General features: G+C 44.6%; 18 protein-coding genes. 11 read left to right on the top strand and 7 right to left on the bottom strand.

From position 1 onward, the window contains the following. Positions 1-2 precede the first annotated feature (2 nt). Positions 3-701, top strand: coding sequence for an ABC transporter permease (locus F0231_RS08195; RefSeq protein WP_171759238.1), 699 nt, complete (start codon positions 3-5; stop codon positions 699-701). A gap of 9 nt (positions 702-710) precedes the next feature. Continuing rightward, positions 711-1,436: an energy-coupling factor ABC transporter ATP-binding protein gene (locus F0231_RS08190; RefSeq protein ID WP_171759237.1), complete on the top strand. Its 726-nt coding sequence runs from the start codon at positions 711-713 to the stop codon at positions 1,434-1,436. 28 nt (positions 1,437-1,464) lie between these two features. Here F0231_RS08190 and F0231_RS08185 read toward each other — a convergent pair whose 3' ends face one another. After that, positions 1,465-2,046 (bottom strand): porin family protein, encoded by a 582-nt coding sequence (locus tag F0231_RS08185; RefSeq protein ID WP_171759236.1) that lies wholly within the window; start codon positions 2,044-2,046, stop codon positions 1,465-1,467. A 204-nt stretch (positions 2,047-2,250) separates the two neighbouring features. Here F0231_RS08185 and mobA point away from each other — a divergent pair, with 204 nt between their 5' ends. The 3 genes from mobA to F0231_RS08170 all read left to right on the top strand — a co-directional run bounded on the left by mobA (position 2,251) and on the right by F0231_RS08170 (position 4,962). Further along, positions 2,251-2,838, top strand: a complete 588-nt coding sequence (gene mobA / locus F0231_RS08180) for a molybdenum cofactor guanylyltransferase MobA (protein ID WP_171759319.1) — start codon at positions 2,251-2,253, stop codon at positions 2,836-2,838. Beyond that, positions 2,835-4,610: a bifunctional molybdopterin-guanine dinucleotide biosynthesis adaptor protein MobB/molybdopterin molybdotransferase MoeA gene (locus F0231_RS08175; RefSeq protein WP_171759235.1), complete on the top strand. Its 1,776-nt coding sequence runs from the start codon at positions 2,835-2,837 to the stop codon at positions 4,608-4,610. Before mobA ends, F0231_RS08175 begins: the two co-directional genes overlap by 4 nt. 85 nt (positions 4,611-4,695) lie before the next feature. Then, on the top strand, positions 4,696-4,962 hold the full coding sequence (locus F0231_RS08170; protein ID WP_171759234.1) for a DUF2960 family protein: 267 nt from the start codon (positions 4,696-4,698) through the stop codon (positions 4,960-4,962). Positions 4,963-5,030: 68 nt separating this feature from the next. Here F0231_RS08170 and nagK read toward each other — a convergent pair whose 3' ends face one another. After that, a complete protein-coding gene (gene nagK, locus F0231_RS08165; protein WP_171759233.1) occupies positions 5,031-5,939 on the bottom strand; it encodes an N-acetylglucosamine kinase in 909 nt (302 codons plus the stop codon). 139 nt (positions 5,940-6,078) lie between these two features. Beyond that, positions 6,079-6,816 (bottom strand): tRNA-uridine aminocarboxypropyltransferase, encoded by a 738-nt coding sequence (locus tag F0231_RS08160; RefSeq protein WP_171759232.1) that lies wholly within the window; start codon positions 6,814-6,816, stop codon positions 6,079-6,081. Positions 6,817-6,888: 72 nt separating this feature from the next. Between F0231_RS08160 and F0231_RS08155 the strand changes: the two genes are divergently transcribed. Beyond that, the gene (locus tag F0231_RS08155; RefSeq protein ID WP_171759231.1) at positions 6,889-7,680 is read left to right on the top strand and encodes a sterol desaturase family protein; all 792 of its coding nucleotides are present in this window, start codon (positions 6,889-6,891) and stop codon (positions 7,678-7,680) included. A 48-nt stretch (positions 7,681-7,728) separates the two neighbouring features. Here the strand turns inward: F0231_RS08155 and F0231_RS08150 are convergent, their stop codons facing one another. Beyond that, positions 7,729-9,759: a methyl-accepting chemotaxis protein gene (locus F0231_RS08150; protein ID WP_171759230.1), complete on the bottom strand. Its 2,031-nt coding sequence runs from the start codon at positions 9,757-9,759 to the stop codon at positions 7,729-7,731. 88 nt (positions 9,760-9,847) lie between these two features. Here F0231_RS08150 and F0231_RS08145 point away from each other — a divergent pair, with 88 nt between their 5' ends. Continuing rightward, positions 9,848-10,360, top strand: coding sequence for an NlpC/P60 family protein (locus F0231_RS08145; protein ID WP_171759229.1), 513 nt, complete (start codon positions 9,848-9,850; stop codon positions 10,358-10,360). Positions 10,361-10,385: 25 nt separating this feature from the next. Here F0231_RS08145 and F0231_RS08140 read toward each other — a convergent pair whose 3' ends face one another. Further along, on the bottom strand, positions 10,386-10,730 hold the full coding sequence (locus F0231_RS08140) for a DUF3802 family protein (protein ID WP_171759228.1): 345 nt from the start codon (positions 10,728-10,730) through the stop codon (positions 10,386-10,388). 353 nt (positions 10,731-11,083) lie between these two features. Between F0231_RS08140 and F0231_RS08135 the strand changes: the two genes are divergently transcribed. Further along, on the top strand, positions 11,084-11,950 hold the full coding sequence (locus F0231_RS08135; protein ID WP_171759227.1) for a fructosamine kinase family protein: 867 nt from the start codon (positions 11,084-11,086) through the stop codon (positions 11,948-11,950). Between the two features lie 246 nt (positions 11,951-12,196). Next, positions 12,197-12,400, top strand: coding sequence for a CPXCG motif-containing cysteine-rich protein (locus F0231_RS08130; RefSeq protein WP_171759226.1), 204 nt, complete (start codon positions 12,197-12,199; stop codon positions 12,398-12,400). A 62-nt stretch (positions 12,401-12,462) separates the two neighbouring features. On the opposite strand, the gene F0231_RS08125 is transcribed toward F0231_RS08130, so the two are convergent. Next, entirely contained in the window at positions 12,463-13,077 is a 615-nt protein-coding gene (locus F0231_RS08125) for a riboflavin synthase subunit alpha (protein WP_171759225.1), read from the bottom strand. A gap of 95 nt (positions 13,078-13,172) precedes the next feature. Here F0231_RS08125 and F0231_RS08120 point away from each other — a divergent pair, with 95 nt between their 5' ends. Then, entirely contained in the window at positions 13,173-14,591 is a 1,419-nt protein-coding gene (locus tag F0231_RS08120; RefSeq protein WP_171759224.1) for an MATE family efflux transporter, read from the top strand. Between the two features lie 53 nt (positions 14,592-14,644). Here the strand turns inward: F0231_RS08120 and F0231_RS08115 are convergent, their stop codons facing one another. Then, positions 14,645-15,496: a DNA ligase gene (locus tag F0231_RS08115; protein ID WP_171759223.1), complete on the bottom strand. Its 852-nt coding sequence runs from the start codon at positions 15,494-15,496 to the stop codon at positions 14,645-14,647. 296 nt (positions 15,497-15,792) lie between these two features. On the opposite strand from F0231_RS08115, the gene F0231_RS08110 reads away from it, so the two are divergent. Then, positions 15,793-16,113, top strand: coding sequence for an STAS domain-containing protein (locus F0231_RS08110; protein ID WP_171759222.1), 321 nt, complete (start codon positions 15,793-15,795; stop codon positions 16,111-16,113). The last annotated feature ends 26 nt before the right edge of the window (positions 16,114-16,139 follow it).

Genomic DNA, 16,139 nt, shown 5'->3' with positions numbered 1-16,139 from the left:
GTATGAGCCTTTGGCAAACGACGCTTGATGCGCTGACCTTATTGGTGAGCCTTGATACAGAACTTTGGGAGATCGTCGCGGTCTCCTTTAGTGTTTCGTTGTCTGCAATATCCTTGGTATTGCTTCCAGCGGTTTTACTCTCCTTCTTACTTGCGTATACCGAGTTTAAAGGAAAGTGGCTATTGCTCTCTTTGGTCAACACTCTGCAAGCAATTCCAACCGTTGTCATCGGTTTATTGCTCTACATGATGCTTTCACGCTCTGGCCCAATGGGTGACTGGCAGATGCTGTTTACTCAGAAAGCAATGATCGTTGGTCAAATGCTGATCGGATTTCCTGTGTTGGTTTCAATGATGCATGGAGCACTGCAATCAAGCGATCGCCGCGCCGTTGAAACCGCGATAACCTTAGGCTCATCAATTCCTCGTATCGTTGGGACCATGATTTGGGAAACCCGTTTCCCTTTACTTGCCGCCGCCATTGCTGCTTTTTCACGAATTGTGACCGAAGTGGGCTGCTCGACCATGGTCGGTGGGAACATAATGGGAATCACCCGTAACATCCCTACTGCGATTGCAATGGAAAGCCATAAAGGTGCATTTGCTCAGGGGGTTGCGCTAGGCATTGTACTGCTTGTATTGGCATTGGCTCTCAACTTTACGCTTACCAGTATGCGTGGCAAAGGTTATTTAAGGACTTAGAGGCGCTGTATGACTATTAAAATAACGGCACAGCAACTTTCAATGCGCTTTAAAGAGCGCGTTTTGTTCCACATTCCTTCTCTTTCCATTGGCCCTAATGACGCAATCTATTTAAAAGGCGATAACGGCGTCGGAAAAACGACCCTACTAAAAGTCCTATCCGGTTTGGTTAAACCAACCACAGGCAGCGTCAATGCGCCAAACGACCATTGGCTGCACCGTTTATTCCCTCGAACGGGGCGCAAAGATGTGATCTATTTGCACCAATCCCCTTATTTGTTTGATGGTACTGTCTACGAAAACGTCGTTTATGGCCTTCGCTTTCAAAAAGAGCCAGCAAAAGATAAGCGAGCGCAAGTTATTACCGCTTTACGCATGGTAGGCTTAGAAACATTAGCCGATGAACATATTTCAGTTCTTTCTGGTGGCGAAAAGCAAAGAGTGGCGATGGCAAGGGCTTGGATCTTAAAACCATCGATTTTGTTGATGGACGAACCCAGCGCATCACTTGACCAAGAGTCGATCGATCGCCTTGTTGTTATGGCGCAAGACCTTCTCGATCGTGGTTCAAGTTTAATTATTACCAGCCACCAACAGAATGCACTCACTGACCTTTGCACGAAACAGTGGGTGATCCGTGATGTAGAGCTTCATGAATTTTCAAATATTGATGAACCGACGAACGTGGTTGTATTGAAAGATAAATCGATGGGTGTGAAGCTTAGCAACAGCTAAGGAGGAGCCTTGTGCTCCCCCTGTTCTGTTATTTGAATCGGTATGATGCCCCGAGAGAGACAGAGTTAAATGCTAGCGTACTGTCGTCGACGTTAATGGTTGTTGAACCGTAACTGTATGTGTTCTCTACATTAACGGCATCAGCTTGAGAAATAGCACGCAGCGTCAAGTTCGGTAATGGAGAGTACTCGACGCCGACGCCAAAGTGAAAGCCTACGCCGCTGTCATCAGTCATTAAAGCGTTATCGTTAGCGTTGAGGTCAACGTAACTTAAACCGACAAGGGCAAATGGGCGAATGGTGTTATCAAACGTGTAACCCAGATTTGCAGAGACTGAAGTAGACGTTGGAGCCATGCTCTTTTGGCCGTTTGCTTTCATGTCCGCATAATCATTGTAGTTACCTTCAACACCAACGATACGGTTAAAGTAGTAACCGCCATAGACGTTATAGCCGACGCCATCCGCATCTAGGTCGTGGTAGTTATCAGTGTCAGCTGATTGAGCAACACCAATACCAGCCCCTAAATATGGGCCAGTGTTTGCGTCAGATGCTGACGCGCTAGCGGCAAGGAATACGAGAGGAAGTGCAACAAGCAATTGTGATTTCATAATACTATTCACCTTATTTCCGTGGAGTTAGATCACAATATTCCTGTTTTTAAATTTATAAAATGTACATTTGCGAAATCTATTTTCTCAGTTTATAGCTTATGATGTGCACTATTGAAATCAGACCGTTCTTTGGGCTTGTCTGTATCGATAGATTTGCTAGAGTTCAACGATAGTTACCATATGATGTCAAAGATTCCAAACATGCTTCTTTCAAATCAAACCAGTTGGGTCATCCTTGCCGGTGGACAAGCAAGCCGAATGGGAGGCCAAGACAAAGGCCTCGTTCAACTAGATAATAAGCCGCTGATTGAGCACGTTATCAAGCGCCTAACACCTCAGACTTCTCAAATACTGATCAACGCCAATCGAAATCAAGAAACATACGCACGTTATGCGCCTGTTTTTGGCGATCAGTTTGCTAATTTTCCTGGCCCGATGGGCGGGATCCATGCAGGTTTAATCCATGCGAACACCGAATGGGTCGGCTTTGTTCCGTGTGATAGCCCACAAATCAGCCACGATCTTGTTCAACGATTTTGTGATGCAGTGACAGACGAGACAGAAATTCTTGTCGCTCACGATGGCGATCATCAACAACCTGTCTTTACACTTTATAAAAAATCGGTACTGGAAAGACTGACTGCGTTCTTAGAGCGTGGCGATCGTAAGATCATCTTGCTATACAACGAATGTAATACGAAATACGTCGACTTCAGCGATGACCCACACTGCTTTGTTAATTTGAATACGCCAGAAGAGCTGGCTCAATTTGGTACGATCAACTCATGAATTTCAAGCTACCTATCCCTATTCTCGGTTTTGCTGCCTATTCGGGTACAGGTAAAACAACGTTACTCGAAGCACTGCTACCTAAGCTCACACAAGCAGGTTTACGCATTGGCATGTTGAAGCACGCTCACCACAACTTCGACGTCGATAAAGAAGGCAAAGATAGCTATCGACTAAGAAAAGCAGGTGCTTCACAAATGTTGATTTCATCTCGCAATCGCTTTGCATTGATGACTGAAACGCCAGAGGAAGAATCTCAGTTCGAATACCTGCTAACACGTTTTGATACCGATAAACTCGATGTCATCTTAGTTGAAGGGTGTAAAAATATCGCTTTCCCTAAGATTGAACTTCACCGAGAAGAAGTCGGCAAACCTTGGTTACACCCTAGCGATGACAACATCATTGCCATCGCTGCGGATACTCAAGTGAAGGACAGCACACTGCCTCAAATGAATATTAATGATCTTGATGCCATTGCTCAGTTTGTCATTGACTATGTCGCTTCAAGTAACCAAACGGCAGATAAAAAGTCCGAAGCTGCGTGCTGCGATACGCTCTCTCCTGCTTTCCTGTCAGTGGTTCAAGGCCAAGAAAAGATCTTATCGTTGATCGAGCAAATTGAAGGTAAAGAGTCGTGTGCAATTGCAGAGTCAGCAGGCCGTGTACTCTCTGACGACGTCATTTCTCCTGTCAATGTGCCACAATATACAAACTCGGCAATGGATGGCTTTGCGATACGTGGAGAAGATACTGAGCTTGAATCGTTTCAAGTTGTCGCCGAAGTAATGGCTGGTCACGCTTATAACAAACCTCTAGAACAGGGCCAAGCTGTTAAAATCATGACGGGAGCGCCTACACCTTTCGGTGCCGATACCGTTGTCATGCGCGAGCAGGCTGTTGATTCAGGTGACCGCGTCACATTTAACGCTTCCATTAAAACGGGACAAAATGTCCGTCAAGCCGGTGAAGACTTAGCCATTGGTGCTTCTGTATTCGCTCAGGGCCAACGTATTGCCTCGCCAGAGATGGGAATGATGGCCTCACTTGGGTTTGCTCAATGTGATGTGTTCCGCCGAGTCAAAGTTGCTGTGTTCTCAACAGGTGATGAAGTTCAAGCGCCGGGGACAGAACAAAAAGAGAACTCGATCTACGATTCTAACCGATTCACAATCATGGGGATGTTAGAGAAACTAGGATGTGAGATCCTGGATTTTGGCATCATAGAAGATGATGAATCATTGATGATTGAAGCGTTAGAAACCGCGTCGAAGCAGGCTGATATTGTGATGACATCAGGTGGTGTCTCTGTCGGTGATGCGGACTACATTAAGCTTGCGCTAGAGAAGCTCGGTCAGATCGATTTCTGGCGTATCAATATGCGCCCAGGTCGCCCTCTTGCTTTCGGCCAAATTAATGATAAACCTTTCTTTGGCCTACCAGGCAACCCTGTCGCTGTGATGGTGTCATTCATCAACTTTGTCGAGCCAGCAATCCGTAAGATGCAAGGCGAACTCGATTGGCAACCACTAAAAGTAAATGCAATTGCGACAGAAGACCTTCGCTCACGTCAAGGTCGTACTGAGTTTAGCCGCGGTGTGTACGAGCTCGATCCTCGTGGTCAGTTAACGGTACGCACAACGGGTAAGCAAGGTTCAGGTATCCTTCGTTCGATGAGTGAAGCCAACTGTTTGATTGAGATCTCCCCTGCTGTTGATACAGTTAAAGCAGGAGAAAGCGTGACAATTATCCCACTTCAAGGCAGAATCTAACCATTGAAGAAAAAGGCCAGTTTGACTGGCCTTTCGTTTTTAAGTTGCTTTTTAAAGCAGCGGTAATCTGAGTTTGGACACTAATATGGCTCGTACAATTCTTTACACCTACAAAGAAGAAGAGAAAACACTGACTTTCTCATACCAGCAGCATCGTAATATTCACGAAGCGGTTGCAGAAGCGGAAGGCATCGACATTTCTGAGTATCTAAAGATGGAACAGCAGATCGAAGCAATCTCTGACACTAAGTCAATGCGCAACTACCGTGACAACCACTTTAAAAAGTTAGGTTTTGGTCGTATTACTCTGCAGCAAAAAGAGAACCTAGGTGTCGGTAAGAAGAACAAATAACCTTGTTACGTTACTGATATGAAAAGGGCCTATCAATCGATAGGCCCTTTTACTTTGTTCCAAACGTGCTATTTGATGTTTAGGAAAGCAGCACCGCGTACACCACCCGAATCGCCATGTTTCGCTTTAATGATCTTAGGGCATTTCGCCACTGACAATAGGTATTTAGGGATACGCTTTGGCATCTCTTCATAAATCAGTTCGAAATTCGATAGACCACCACCGAGCGCGACAACATGAGGATCATTACCTGTAAAGATGTTGGCAAAACAGATAGCCAATAGCTCCATAAAGCGCTCTACATGCTCTGACGCTTTTTCTTCGCCAGCTTCGTATGCTTTGATGATCTCAATCGCTTTCTTCTCTTCACCGAAGTAGTGCGCATAAATAAGCTCAAAGCCACGCCCTGATAAGTAGCTATCTAAACAGCCTTTCTTACCACAACCACAACCGAGTAAAGGAGCGTTCTCACCAAGATGGAACCATGCATCAATCGGTAAACGCATGTGGCCAAGTTCACCAGCAACGTGGTTACGACCTGAGAAAACAGCACCATCGTAAATTAAGCCGCCGCCAAAGCCAGTACCTAGAATAAGCCCCATTACTGATGGCTCATCTTTTAGCTCTTCATCCCATGCTTCAGATAGTGCGAAACAGTTAGCGTCGTTTTCTACTTTTACGCTACGACCAATTTTAGCTTCAAGATCTGCGCGTAATGGCTTGCCCTTAGCTGAAGGTACATTCACTGTAAGAACGGTGCCATCGTCAGCATCTTCCATTCCAGGAAGACCTAGGCCGATTTTGCCTTCACAGCTAAACTCTTGGTCGTACTTACTAACCAAAGAGGCGATGGTCTCGATCAACAGAGCGTAATCGTCCGTCGGGGTTGGTACTCGTTCCGTTGCGACACGTTCTAGTTTCTCGTTAAATGCACCAAATTCAATCTTAGTGCCCCCAACGTCAAAGCCGTAGTACATCTTTTCTCTCCCAGAAAAATATAAAATTCTTTAATCGAGCCATTATCCATAGAGCTACGCCTACAAACTGTGACTCACGACCAATTTAGCTTTTCAACGGAGCCAACTGAACAGAGACTATCCAAACAAAAGGCAATTCTTAGACTGATTTCTCGTTTCTTACGTAGTCGATAAATTGTGTTAGCGCTGGTCGGCTTGTATTCGGTTTATTTCGGGTCTTACTATTAAGGTAGGATTCACGAAACACTTCAAACCAAAGCGCCAATGTTTGTGATGTTTTGGCCTGCCCTAGCTGCTGAAGCACGAGAATGGCAACTTCAGCGGTAGCCAAGTGCTGCTCATTGTCCGAACGCCTCATCATATATTGAGAAACACTCTCTGGATTGATGGAAAGAACCGGAAATGAATCTAAGTAAGGCGACTTTTTAAAAATACGTCGCGCCTCTCGCCAACTACCATCAAGGAAGATAAGCAGAGGCTTTTTCCCATTCGGTACATCATGATGTTCACTAAGCAAGCGCGTTTTTTCCTCGACATATTCATCAGGAAACACAACAATCGGTTGATAGCGCGAGTCCTCTAAAAGATCGAGCATTTCTTGAGCGGGCTCTGTTCGATTCCATTGAAACGCATAGCCCTCTTTCACCGTGTCTAAAATCAATCTGCCAGTATTGCTTGGCTTGAAGACTTCGTTATCGGATAAGAGCAACATGACCGCCACATCGCTCTCAACATCAGGCTGATGCTCACACAAGCAATCTTTCTTTGCGACTTGGCAGTATTGGCAGCGTTCAACTTTGCTTCCACGCGCGTTAAATGGCTTGGTAGACTGTGCTAACCGACGTTGATATAGGTGATGAAATGCGTGGATTCTCATGGAGTATCGTAGATAATAAATAAGGGTGAGCAAGTTTACTCACCATTGAAGCAGTTGCAAGGAATAGTCGACATGCAAGACTCTGAAGTTATCCGCCTATCTATATTTGTTTCGGTTTTAGCGTTATGTGGCTTGTGGGAGTTTGTTACACCACGTAAGAAGCTCACCCAAAACAAGCTTTATCGCTGGGTAAATAATCTTGGCCTAATTGCATTTAACTCTCTTTGTTTGAGCTTATTGATGCCGGTGTTAGCAATTGAAACAGCCATGTATGCTCAGAGCCAACAATGGGGTCTGTTTAATACCATTGTTGATTTGCCAGCCTGGCTCACTATCCTGCTGTCCATTGTACTGCTCGATTTCGCGATCTATCTGCAACACCTTGTTTTTCACCGCATTCCTTGGCTCTGGCGTCTGCACCGCATGCACCATGCGGATCAAGACATTGATGTCACTACAGGGACTCGATTCCACCCAATCGAAATCATACTATCGATGTGGATTAAGATTGGAATCATTTGTTTGCTTGGCGCTCCAGCGTTGGCTGTTTTCCTCTTCGAGATTATTCTCAATGCGAGTGCAATGTTCAACCACAGCAACGCCCGTCTCCCATTGAGATTAGATGGTGTGATGCGCCGTCTCATTGTGACACCAGATATGCATAGAGTGCATCACTCCACAATCGCAAAAGAGACACATTCGAACTTCGGCTTTTTCTTGTCTATTTGGGATAAAGCCTTCGGCACCTATATCGCTCAGCCAACTCAAGGCCATGACAAGGTTGAAATTGGCCTACCACTTTTTCGCAAGTCCGATGAACAGAGGCTAGACAAAATGCTGACCCAACCATTCAGACAGGACTAGCCTAGACGACGAACACCAAAAAAGGAGCATTTACGCTCCTTTTAACTTCTATACCGTGTACTTATGCAGCATCTCTTGCTGTTTGCCTGCGATGTCGGACACCTGCTGCGAGCTCTCTACCATCGACTCTAATTGCAACTTGGTATGATCGCCTTGGTCCGATATGACGGTGATAGATTCACTGACATTCGCCGTCGCCCTTTCTTGCTCTTCCGTGGCTACTGAGATTTGTTCGACACGCGCTCGAATGTGGTCAACGGCTTGCTCAATATCCGAGAAGGTTGTTTTAACCAACTCACTGGATTCTAGAGCATTGCCCATTTCAACTCGAGACTCTGACACGGCCAGTCGAGAACGTTCTGCCGCCGCCACCAGCTGATTCATTCGATCACGAATATTAGTGGTTTGATGGGAAGTATCACTCGCCAATTTTCTCACTTCATCTGCGACCACTGCAAAACCGCGGCCTTGTTCCCCAGCTCTCGCCGCCTCTATCGCCGCATTCAAAGCCAGAAGATTCGTGTTTTCAGCAATACCTGAAATTAGATCAACCATTTCACGAATTTGTTTTACTCGCTTATCTAGCTCGACCATGGATGTTTCGTTGGCGTTTAACGTCTGCTCAAGAGACTGCAATCGAGTTTGATTCTCGACTATGGCTTTTACGCCCTGCGTCGAAAACTGACTTGCCGACTTAGACTCTTCAAATGACTCGCTGGTCACGACTGAAATCTCTCGAATGGATGCTTCAAGTTGGTTGACCGTTGTTACCATGCTTTCAAGCGATTCATTTTGCTCGCGCAAACATTGTTGAGACTGTTCAGCCGCACCATGACTGATCTCTGCGGTTTGATAGAGGGTTTCACAGTTCTGGGTCACTTGACTGATAGAGTCATTGGTAGTCTGAACGAGCAGATTAAGCTTGAGCGCCACCTCTTTCATCTCTTTTGGCCCTACAGGTTTTACCGCTCCAGACAAATCATGCTCTGTCATCTGCACTAGGCTACTCATGATGTTTTTCAAGCCACGGTTTATCCACCCACGCAGCGCAACCCAAGTAACTATCACAGCGAGCACAAACGCGATACCAACCGACATTAATACCGACTTGGTGTTCTCCATCGTGCCATTCACCACGTCTTGGCTTTCATCGATCAAAAACTTCGCAGTATCAGAAATCGCGTTGAGTTGATTAATCGTGGAGTTGGCCAATACGATGACTTGGTCTATTTGCCCCTCTTGTTTCTTACCGATTTCAAGTTTTGTTAAGATCTGTTCGACAATTGCCCCCTGTTCAAAGCCAGCTTTAATCATGTCATAAGCCGCGGTAAGACTCGCAAACTCGACCACATCTGGGTGCCACTCTTTGAAATCATCGTAGCCAAGGTTCATCCCTGATAAACGGTTTTTTAAATCACGGTATGATTGGTTTGCTTTATCTGGATCAGACGACATCATTAACTGAACAAAGGTACTCTCCATTGCACTAGCTTGGGCAATAAAACGGTTGGCTGCATCTGCTGACTCTGGGTTATCTCCCACTAAGAATGAACGGATTCGACTCATTTCTGGCCCTGCAGAGCCAAGACCATATCGGAAGCCATCCAACTCAGATTCGATAAGAGCCTGAACGTTTAAACGCTGTTCTTGTGTCGAGACCACCGTCAAAGAGAGCTGAGAGAGTGAGTCGATAGCGGTTTGAAGATCCTCTATCTGTTCTTGAGTAATCGCATTATTAAACTCGGAGGCAAAAACCAATACTTCTTGTACCATTTGCTGCGCTTGCACTTGGTTTTGGCTCAGCAAACTCTTCACTTTATTGAGCTCATCAACCGAACGGGTTTGCGTGACATAACTAAGCTGTTTGACACTTTCGAGTATTGTTTGAGTTAAATCTGCATTGGTCATTGCCAATGGTAGAGCTTGAGTTGAAAGGTTAGAAAAGTGGTTGTTGATACGCTCTAATCCCTTAATGCTCGTGACAGAAAGCAAAATGACAAGTAAGGTGATAGAGACAAAAACGGTACTGATCGTTTGGATCAGCGACAGTGAAAAATGACCTTTTTTCAACGTGTCCATATGAAGGCGTGTTCCTAGTACGAAAGTTTACTTGAACGGATACTAGGTTTGCTTTGTTGCATTTAGATTTCAGGAAGATTGCAGAATTATGAGTATAAGGTTCATTGCGAGACACATAGGAGCCATAGCGCTTTGTAGTGCACTGGTCGCGTGTAGCAGCCAACCAAATAATGATTTTAGCTCCAATGAACGTATGCCGTTGACGCAGCATGAGATCGTCGCGAAAAATTCACTTCTTGATGTGTATAAAGTTTGGCAAGGTGCACCATACCGACTGGGTGGCACGACATTAAATGGCGTTGATTGCTCCGCTTTTGTCCAAACGGCTTATAGCGATGCTTTGGGGGTAAGTTTACCGAGAACCACGCGAGACCAAGTAACGCTGGGTTATGAAATAGAGTATCAAGAGGCGAGTGTCGGCGACTTAGTCTTCTTTAAGACTGCACCAAAAACAAGGCATGTGGGTGTCTACATTGGCAATAAGCAGTTTATGCATGCATCCACGTCTAAAGGAGTCATTATATCTAGGTTAGATAACCCATATTGGGCTTCGAAGTATTGGCATTTCAGGCGAATTGCATTATCGCCTGAAATGAATTAATGCTGGGGTTAAAAGGCGTGAATGACTAATCGTATTTCGCTACAGCACTGTCAAACAGGTTTTTAAGTAGCGCGATATATTCGTCTAAGAAACCAATTTGTTCATTAGTTGCTGGCTTAGACCATACGCCAGCAAGTACTTCCCCGAGATCTTCTACAATCGCGTCAGCTTCTTTAAGCAGTTGGAAACGTACACTTGAATGGAGCTCTGGGTTTTGCTCAAAAATGGCCATGATGTTACTCGCAACCATATCTGTCACGACATCTTCAATACTCTCAGTGCCTGTATCGCCTTCATCTGACGCAAATACATCAAGGTTAAAAGCTAAATGCTCAATAAGAGCTAGGTAACCATCGGTTTCAACAACCACGTTTTATCTCCATATCCGTCAATCGGCGTTCCATTTCTAATACTAAGCCATATCAATGAGTTTACACAACCCAAGCTGTTTTAGTTGCTGATAAAACCCTCACTCGCCAAATCATACCGTCTTTCGTAACGTAAATTAAGCAGAAGACAAAATTCTTGAACCCATTTCAAAAACTCTTTCATCGAATCATTATTTGGCTCGCACACATACTACTTTTGAGTAGACATAAATCACACTTTATCAATCGAGAGTCGCAATTAGGCTAAATGATTGAATTTTTTGCACTATGAATCAGAATTCAATGCAAGCATCTTCTACACTTTAATTAAATCTATCTGACTGTAGGATTCGCTATGTGGCAAGCCATTTCTAAGCAGCTTTCTGACACGTTACTTTTTTCTTATGAAATCAGCGAGAAAACAAAAGTACGTGGTGGTGATATTAATGAATGTTACATGATTTCAGATGGAGAACAGCGATATTTCGTTAAAACGAATCGCCGCGAGTTCTTACCCAAATTCGAAGTTGAAGCCGAGACTATTCGTCAGCTACGCAATACGAATACCGTGTTCGTACCCGAACTCATTTTAACGGGCAAATCGAAAGAGCACGCCTTTATTGTCCTTAATTACCTACCAACTAAACCGCTTGATGACAGCAAGAATAGCTTCGCCTTTGGCCAACAATTGGCCCGTTTACATCAATGGGGTGAGCAGAAAGAGTACGGCCTAGACCAAGACAACTATATTGGTTCTACCCTCCAACCCAACAAATGGGAACGTAAGTGGTCTAGGTTCTTTGCAGAGCAACGTATAGGTTGGCAACTTCAGTTACTTCGTGAGAAAGGAATAAACCTTGTCGATATCGATGATTTTACCAACTTAATCCAAAGCCTGTTAGCCGGTCATCAACCAAAGCCGTCCCTACTCCATGGTGACTTGTGGCATGGCAACGTCGCTAATTCTGTCTTTGGACCAATTTGCTATGATCCAGCGTGCTATTGGGGAGACAGAGAGTGCGATATCGCAATGTCTGAACTTTTTGAAGGTTTTCAGCCAGATTTTTACCAAGGTTATGAAAGTGTTTCGCCTCTCGAGTTAAGTTACGGCGAACGCAAAGAGATCTATAACCTTTACCACCTATTGAATCACTACAATCAGTTTGGTGGACACTATCTAGAGCAGTCTGAAAAGCTTATTAAGCAAATACTCTCCTATTAATTGTAAATAAGTATTTATTAACAATGGGTTACAAAGATCGGAGTTGTAGATTTGTCAAATATCCTGTTCGCCTTTGGTGATAAAGATACTAACTGAACACGCATTACCGTACCTTAATCAAGTTTTGTACTTAATTCATGCCTAACACAAACTAATCCGCTTAAGATTAGAGTGTCTAAAAGGACTCTTTCTCGACAGAAAGACGCAATTAGGCACTGTTTTCGATCAGATGTAAGGAAAAGAGTTATGCGTAATTACACCGAAAAAAGGGTTTCTTGTCCTCACTGTGGACACTCGATTGGGATCACGTTGGATGCATCTAACGGAAACCAAACTTTTTATGATGACTGCCCTGCTTGTTGCAACGCTATTCACCTCACCATGACAGTCAATGAGCAAATGGACAAAATAGAACTGCTAATCGATGCAGACGACGAACAGATCTTTTAGTTGTTCGGCTTTAAAGAGTAGAGTCTGTAGCACTAACAGCTACAGACAATATTGAAAAGAAATTAAGCGAGCTCTTTTGCAGCAAGGACACGTTCAACCGTATCAACGATCGCTTGAGTTTGAGGATCAAATTCTACATTAATTTTATCACCCACTTCTCTGCGCCCAAACAAAGTGCGTTCTAACGTTTCTGGGATCAAATGAACGGAGAAACGGTTCTCGGCAACTTCCCCTATTGTCAACGAGCAACCATCAAGGCCAATATAACCTTTCGCTAACACGTATTTGATCATCTCTTGCGGTACAGAAAACCAAATCGTGCGATTGTTGGGTGTATCAATAACTTCAACGACTTCACCGACCAAACTAATATGGCCTGACATTGAATGCCCACCAATTTCATCACCAAACTTAGCGGCTCTTTCAATATTGACGACATCGCCTTCGCTTACCGAACCCAAGTTGGTCAGTGAAAGCGTCGCCTGCATCAGATCAAAGTCGATCAGGTCGTTTTCAATCTTTGTAACGGTAAGGCAACAGCCATTGTGAGCAACAGATGCACCAATAGCTAGACCTTGATTCATTTCGCCTATCAATCGAACAGTGTGGGTCTGAAACTTCTCTTTCTTATTGATGGCAACAACTTCTGCCATGCCTTGAACAATTCCCGTAAACATCAAGCGATTCCGTTAGTTTTTGATGGTGATTAGTGTGACATTTCTTTATCATCGCACACAATCATTTTCTTAGAGTCATCGCACATCTTGATGACTTGTCCTCGTTTCACTGTTTCAAAGACAGTTCTGTTTGGAGTTTTCTTTTGCATCGTTATAAAACTGAAGCAAATACCTTAGTCAAATTGGCAACCCCTGTATTAATTGCCTCGGTCGCTCAGACTGGTATGGGCTTTGTCGATACGGTCATGGCTGGTGGCGTGAGTGCGACAGATATGGCAGCGGTATCCATTGCTGCAAGTATTTGGTTACCTTCAATTCTATTTGGTGTTGGCCTTCTTATGGCGTTAGTACCCGTTGTCGCTCAGCTCAACGGTTCTGGTCGTCAGAATAAAATCCCATTCGAGATTCAACAAGGCATCGCGATGGCACTGATCATATCGGTCCCGATAGCGATAGTGTTGTTGCAGACGAAGTCGATACTTGGACTCATGGACGTTGAGCGTTTGATGGGCGAAAAGACTATCGGCTACATGCATGCGGTAATCTATGCCGTACCCGCATTTTTGCTGTTCCAAGCGCTACGAAGCCTGACAGATGGTATGTCTCTCACTAAGCCTGCAATGGTAATCGGTTTTATTGGCTTGCTGATCAACATACCGCTTAACTGGATATTTGTTTACGGTAAATTCGGTGCGCCTGCACTTGGTGGCGTGGGTTGTGGCGTTGCGACAGCGATCGTCTACTGGATTATGTTTGCGCTTCTTCTTGGCTATGTACTGACTGCAAAACGTCTTGCCCATGTTCAAGTTTTTGCTCATTTCCATAAACCTGAGCTTAAAGCGCTAACTCGTCTGTTTAAACTGGGATTCCCTGTCGCAGCTGCAATGTTCTTCGAGGTAACGCTGTTTGCTGTTGTTGCGCTGCTAGTCGCCCCTCTTGGCTCATTGACTGTGGCAGCACACCAAGTCGCTATCAACTTCTCGTCATTGGTATTCATGCTACCGATGAGTATTGGTGCGGCAACCAGTATTCGTGTTGGCCACCGTTTGGGAGAATCGAATGTTGAGGGCGCAGCGATTGCGTCTCGTGTTGGATTGATTGTCGCGGTATTGCTTGCTTCAATGACAGCCCTATTAACGGTTATGTTCAGAGAGCAAATCGCCCTACTTTACACAGACAACCGCGCGGTTATCGACCTTGCACTTCAACTTCTGCTGTTTGCTGCGATTTATCAGATCACAGATGCAGTACAAGTCGTCGCTGCTGGTGCCCTTCGTGGATACAAAGATATGGCCGCGATTTTCAATCGTACCTTTATTGCCTACTGGATTTTGGGTCTGCCACTGGGTTACATCTTAGCGATGACAGATTGGATCGTTGAACCGATGGGCGCACAAGGTTTCTGGTTGGGCTTTATTGTTGGTCTATCTTCTGCTGCTGTGATGCTCGGTCTTCGATTACGTTGGATGCATCGCCTAAGCGACGAAAGACAGTTAGAACTTGCTTCGAAGTAAATCTCAAATAGTAAAAGGGCTGCCAATGTGCAGCCCTTATTAGGTCAACAGCCCTATTCAATCCGTTCACGCATATAACGCGCAAATTTGGGAACGCCATTACTTGTATAGCCATTATGACGAAAGGTAATTTTGCTTCCTAGCTCAGGGGGATTTTGTCTTACGTGATCACTGAAACCTGTGCCGATATAAAATTTAAGCCCAGACTCCATTTGTACAAGGAGCGCGCCCATCATTCCCTCATACTTTCCTTTCCCTACTTTATATCCAACAACGATAGCTTCGCGGTCTTGATATCGTTTGAGTTTTAGTAAGTCACTGCTTCTTCCTGCTTGGTATCGGCCAGAGATCTTTCTTAGCATCACTCCTTCACCATCCTGCCCGTCAACACTATCAAGATACGTAATGAGCTCTTGTTGGGAGCGGATCGGTGTGTGCTCGACATATTTGATGTGACTCTCTTGCAGTGAATAGACAAGGTGCACAAGCCCAAAGTAACGTTTTTGATAGTCTCCTGCCGAATATGGCAAATCAAACAACATAAAATCAATGTGTTTCCAGGCCGTTTCATTTGGCACGTTATCTAAAACCGTCTGTTGAACAAGGTGGAAATTACCACGCCCCGCCCATAATTCACCTTCTAACGGGTAGTCAGGAAGCGGAGCAGTGAACCAGTCTGGCGCATGAATTGGGTGGCCATTCCTAGTCGCCAGCTTTTCTCCATCCCATATTGCACGTATGCCGTCTAACTTTTCACTTTTCCAGTAGTTGTCGACATCCACGTCGCTGTGATAGTTCGTAGCCAAAATCACTGGCATAAAATGCTCAGGTTGCTGGCTTTGTGACGCATTGGCTGATATTGAGACTAAAATGCCTATCGCCAATGTTGTGAGTCGCAATCGCATAGGGAGTCCTCCAATTTGAAGCCTCATTGTGGAATTGTTCTCGCCAACAGTTCAATAGCGAAAAAAGTAGCCTCCGACTCACTTCTAAAGTGTTGTTAACATACAGATTTATGAATTACATAATTGAGACTTCTCACTTATTTCTCAGAAAGTTGCTTCATCATTCAATTTGAGAATTTTCGCTTCTCAAATTGAGAAACGCTCACTGACGACGTCATAAGTAACTGAATTTATTCATAAAAATAATTGGCACATTCCCTGCTCTTATATCTTCAACACTACATGGAGATAGCATTATGGAACTTCGTAAAATTCAAGCGAGCGAAAACATCACTACCCTTTTCATCAACGGTAACTTAGACGCAGACGGCAGCCGTCATGCTCAGCCTCACATTGATGAGATCATCGCAGAAGAGAGCCAGCGCGATATCGAAATCGATTTTAGCCAAGTGCAGTTTCTCGACTCTTCCGGTGTGGGCGCGCTTGTTTATCTCTACAAACGTTTAATTGAGCGTCAGCGCAATATGCGCATCGAAAACGTGTCTGGTCAGCCTCTTGAGATTATGAACTTACTTCGTATTGATCAGGCGATTCCAGTTAACTCTCACCAGCACTAACGAATAACAATAATAAAAGTTCACTA

Origin of the sequence: Vibrio sp. RE86 (assembly GCF_013114545.1) — a bacterium.
In the GTDB taxonomy this organism is placed as follows: domain Bacteria; phylum Pseudomonadota; class Gammaproteobacteria; order Enterobacterales; family Vibrionaceae; genus Vibrio.
This window is presented reverse-complemented; position numbering and strand designations above follow the sequence as displayed.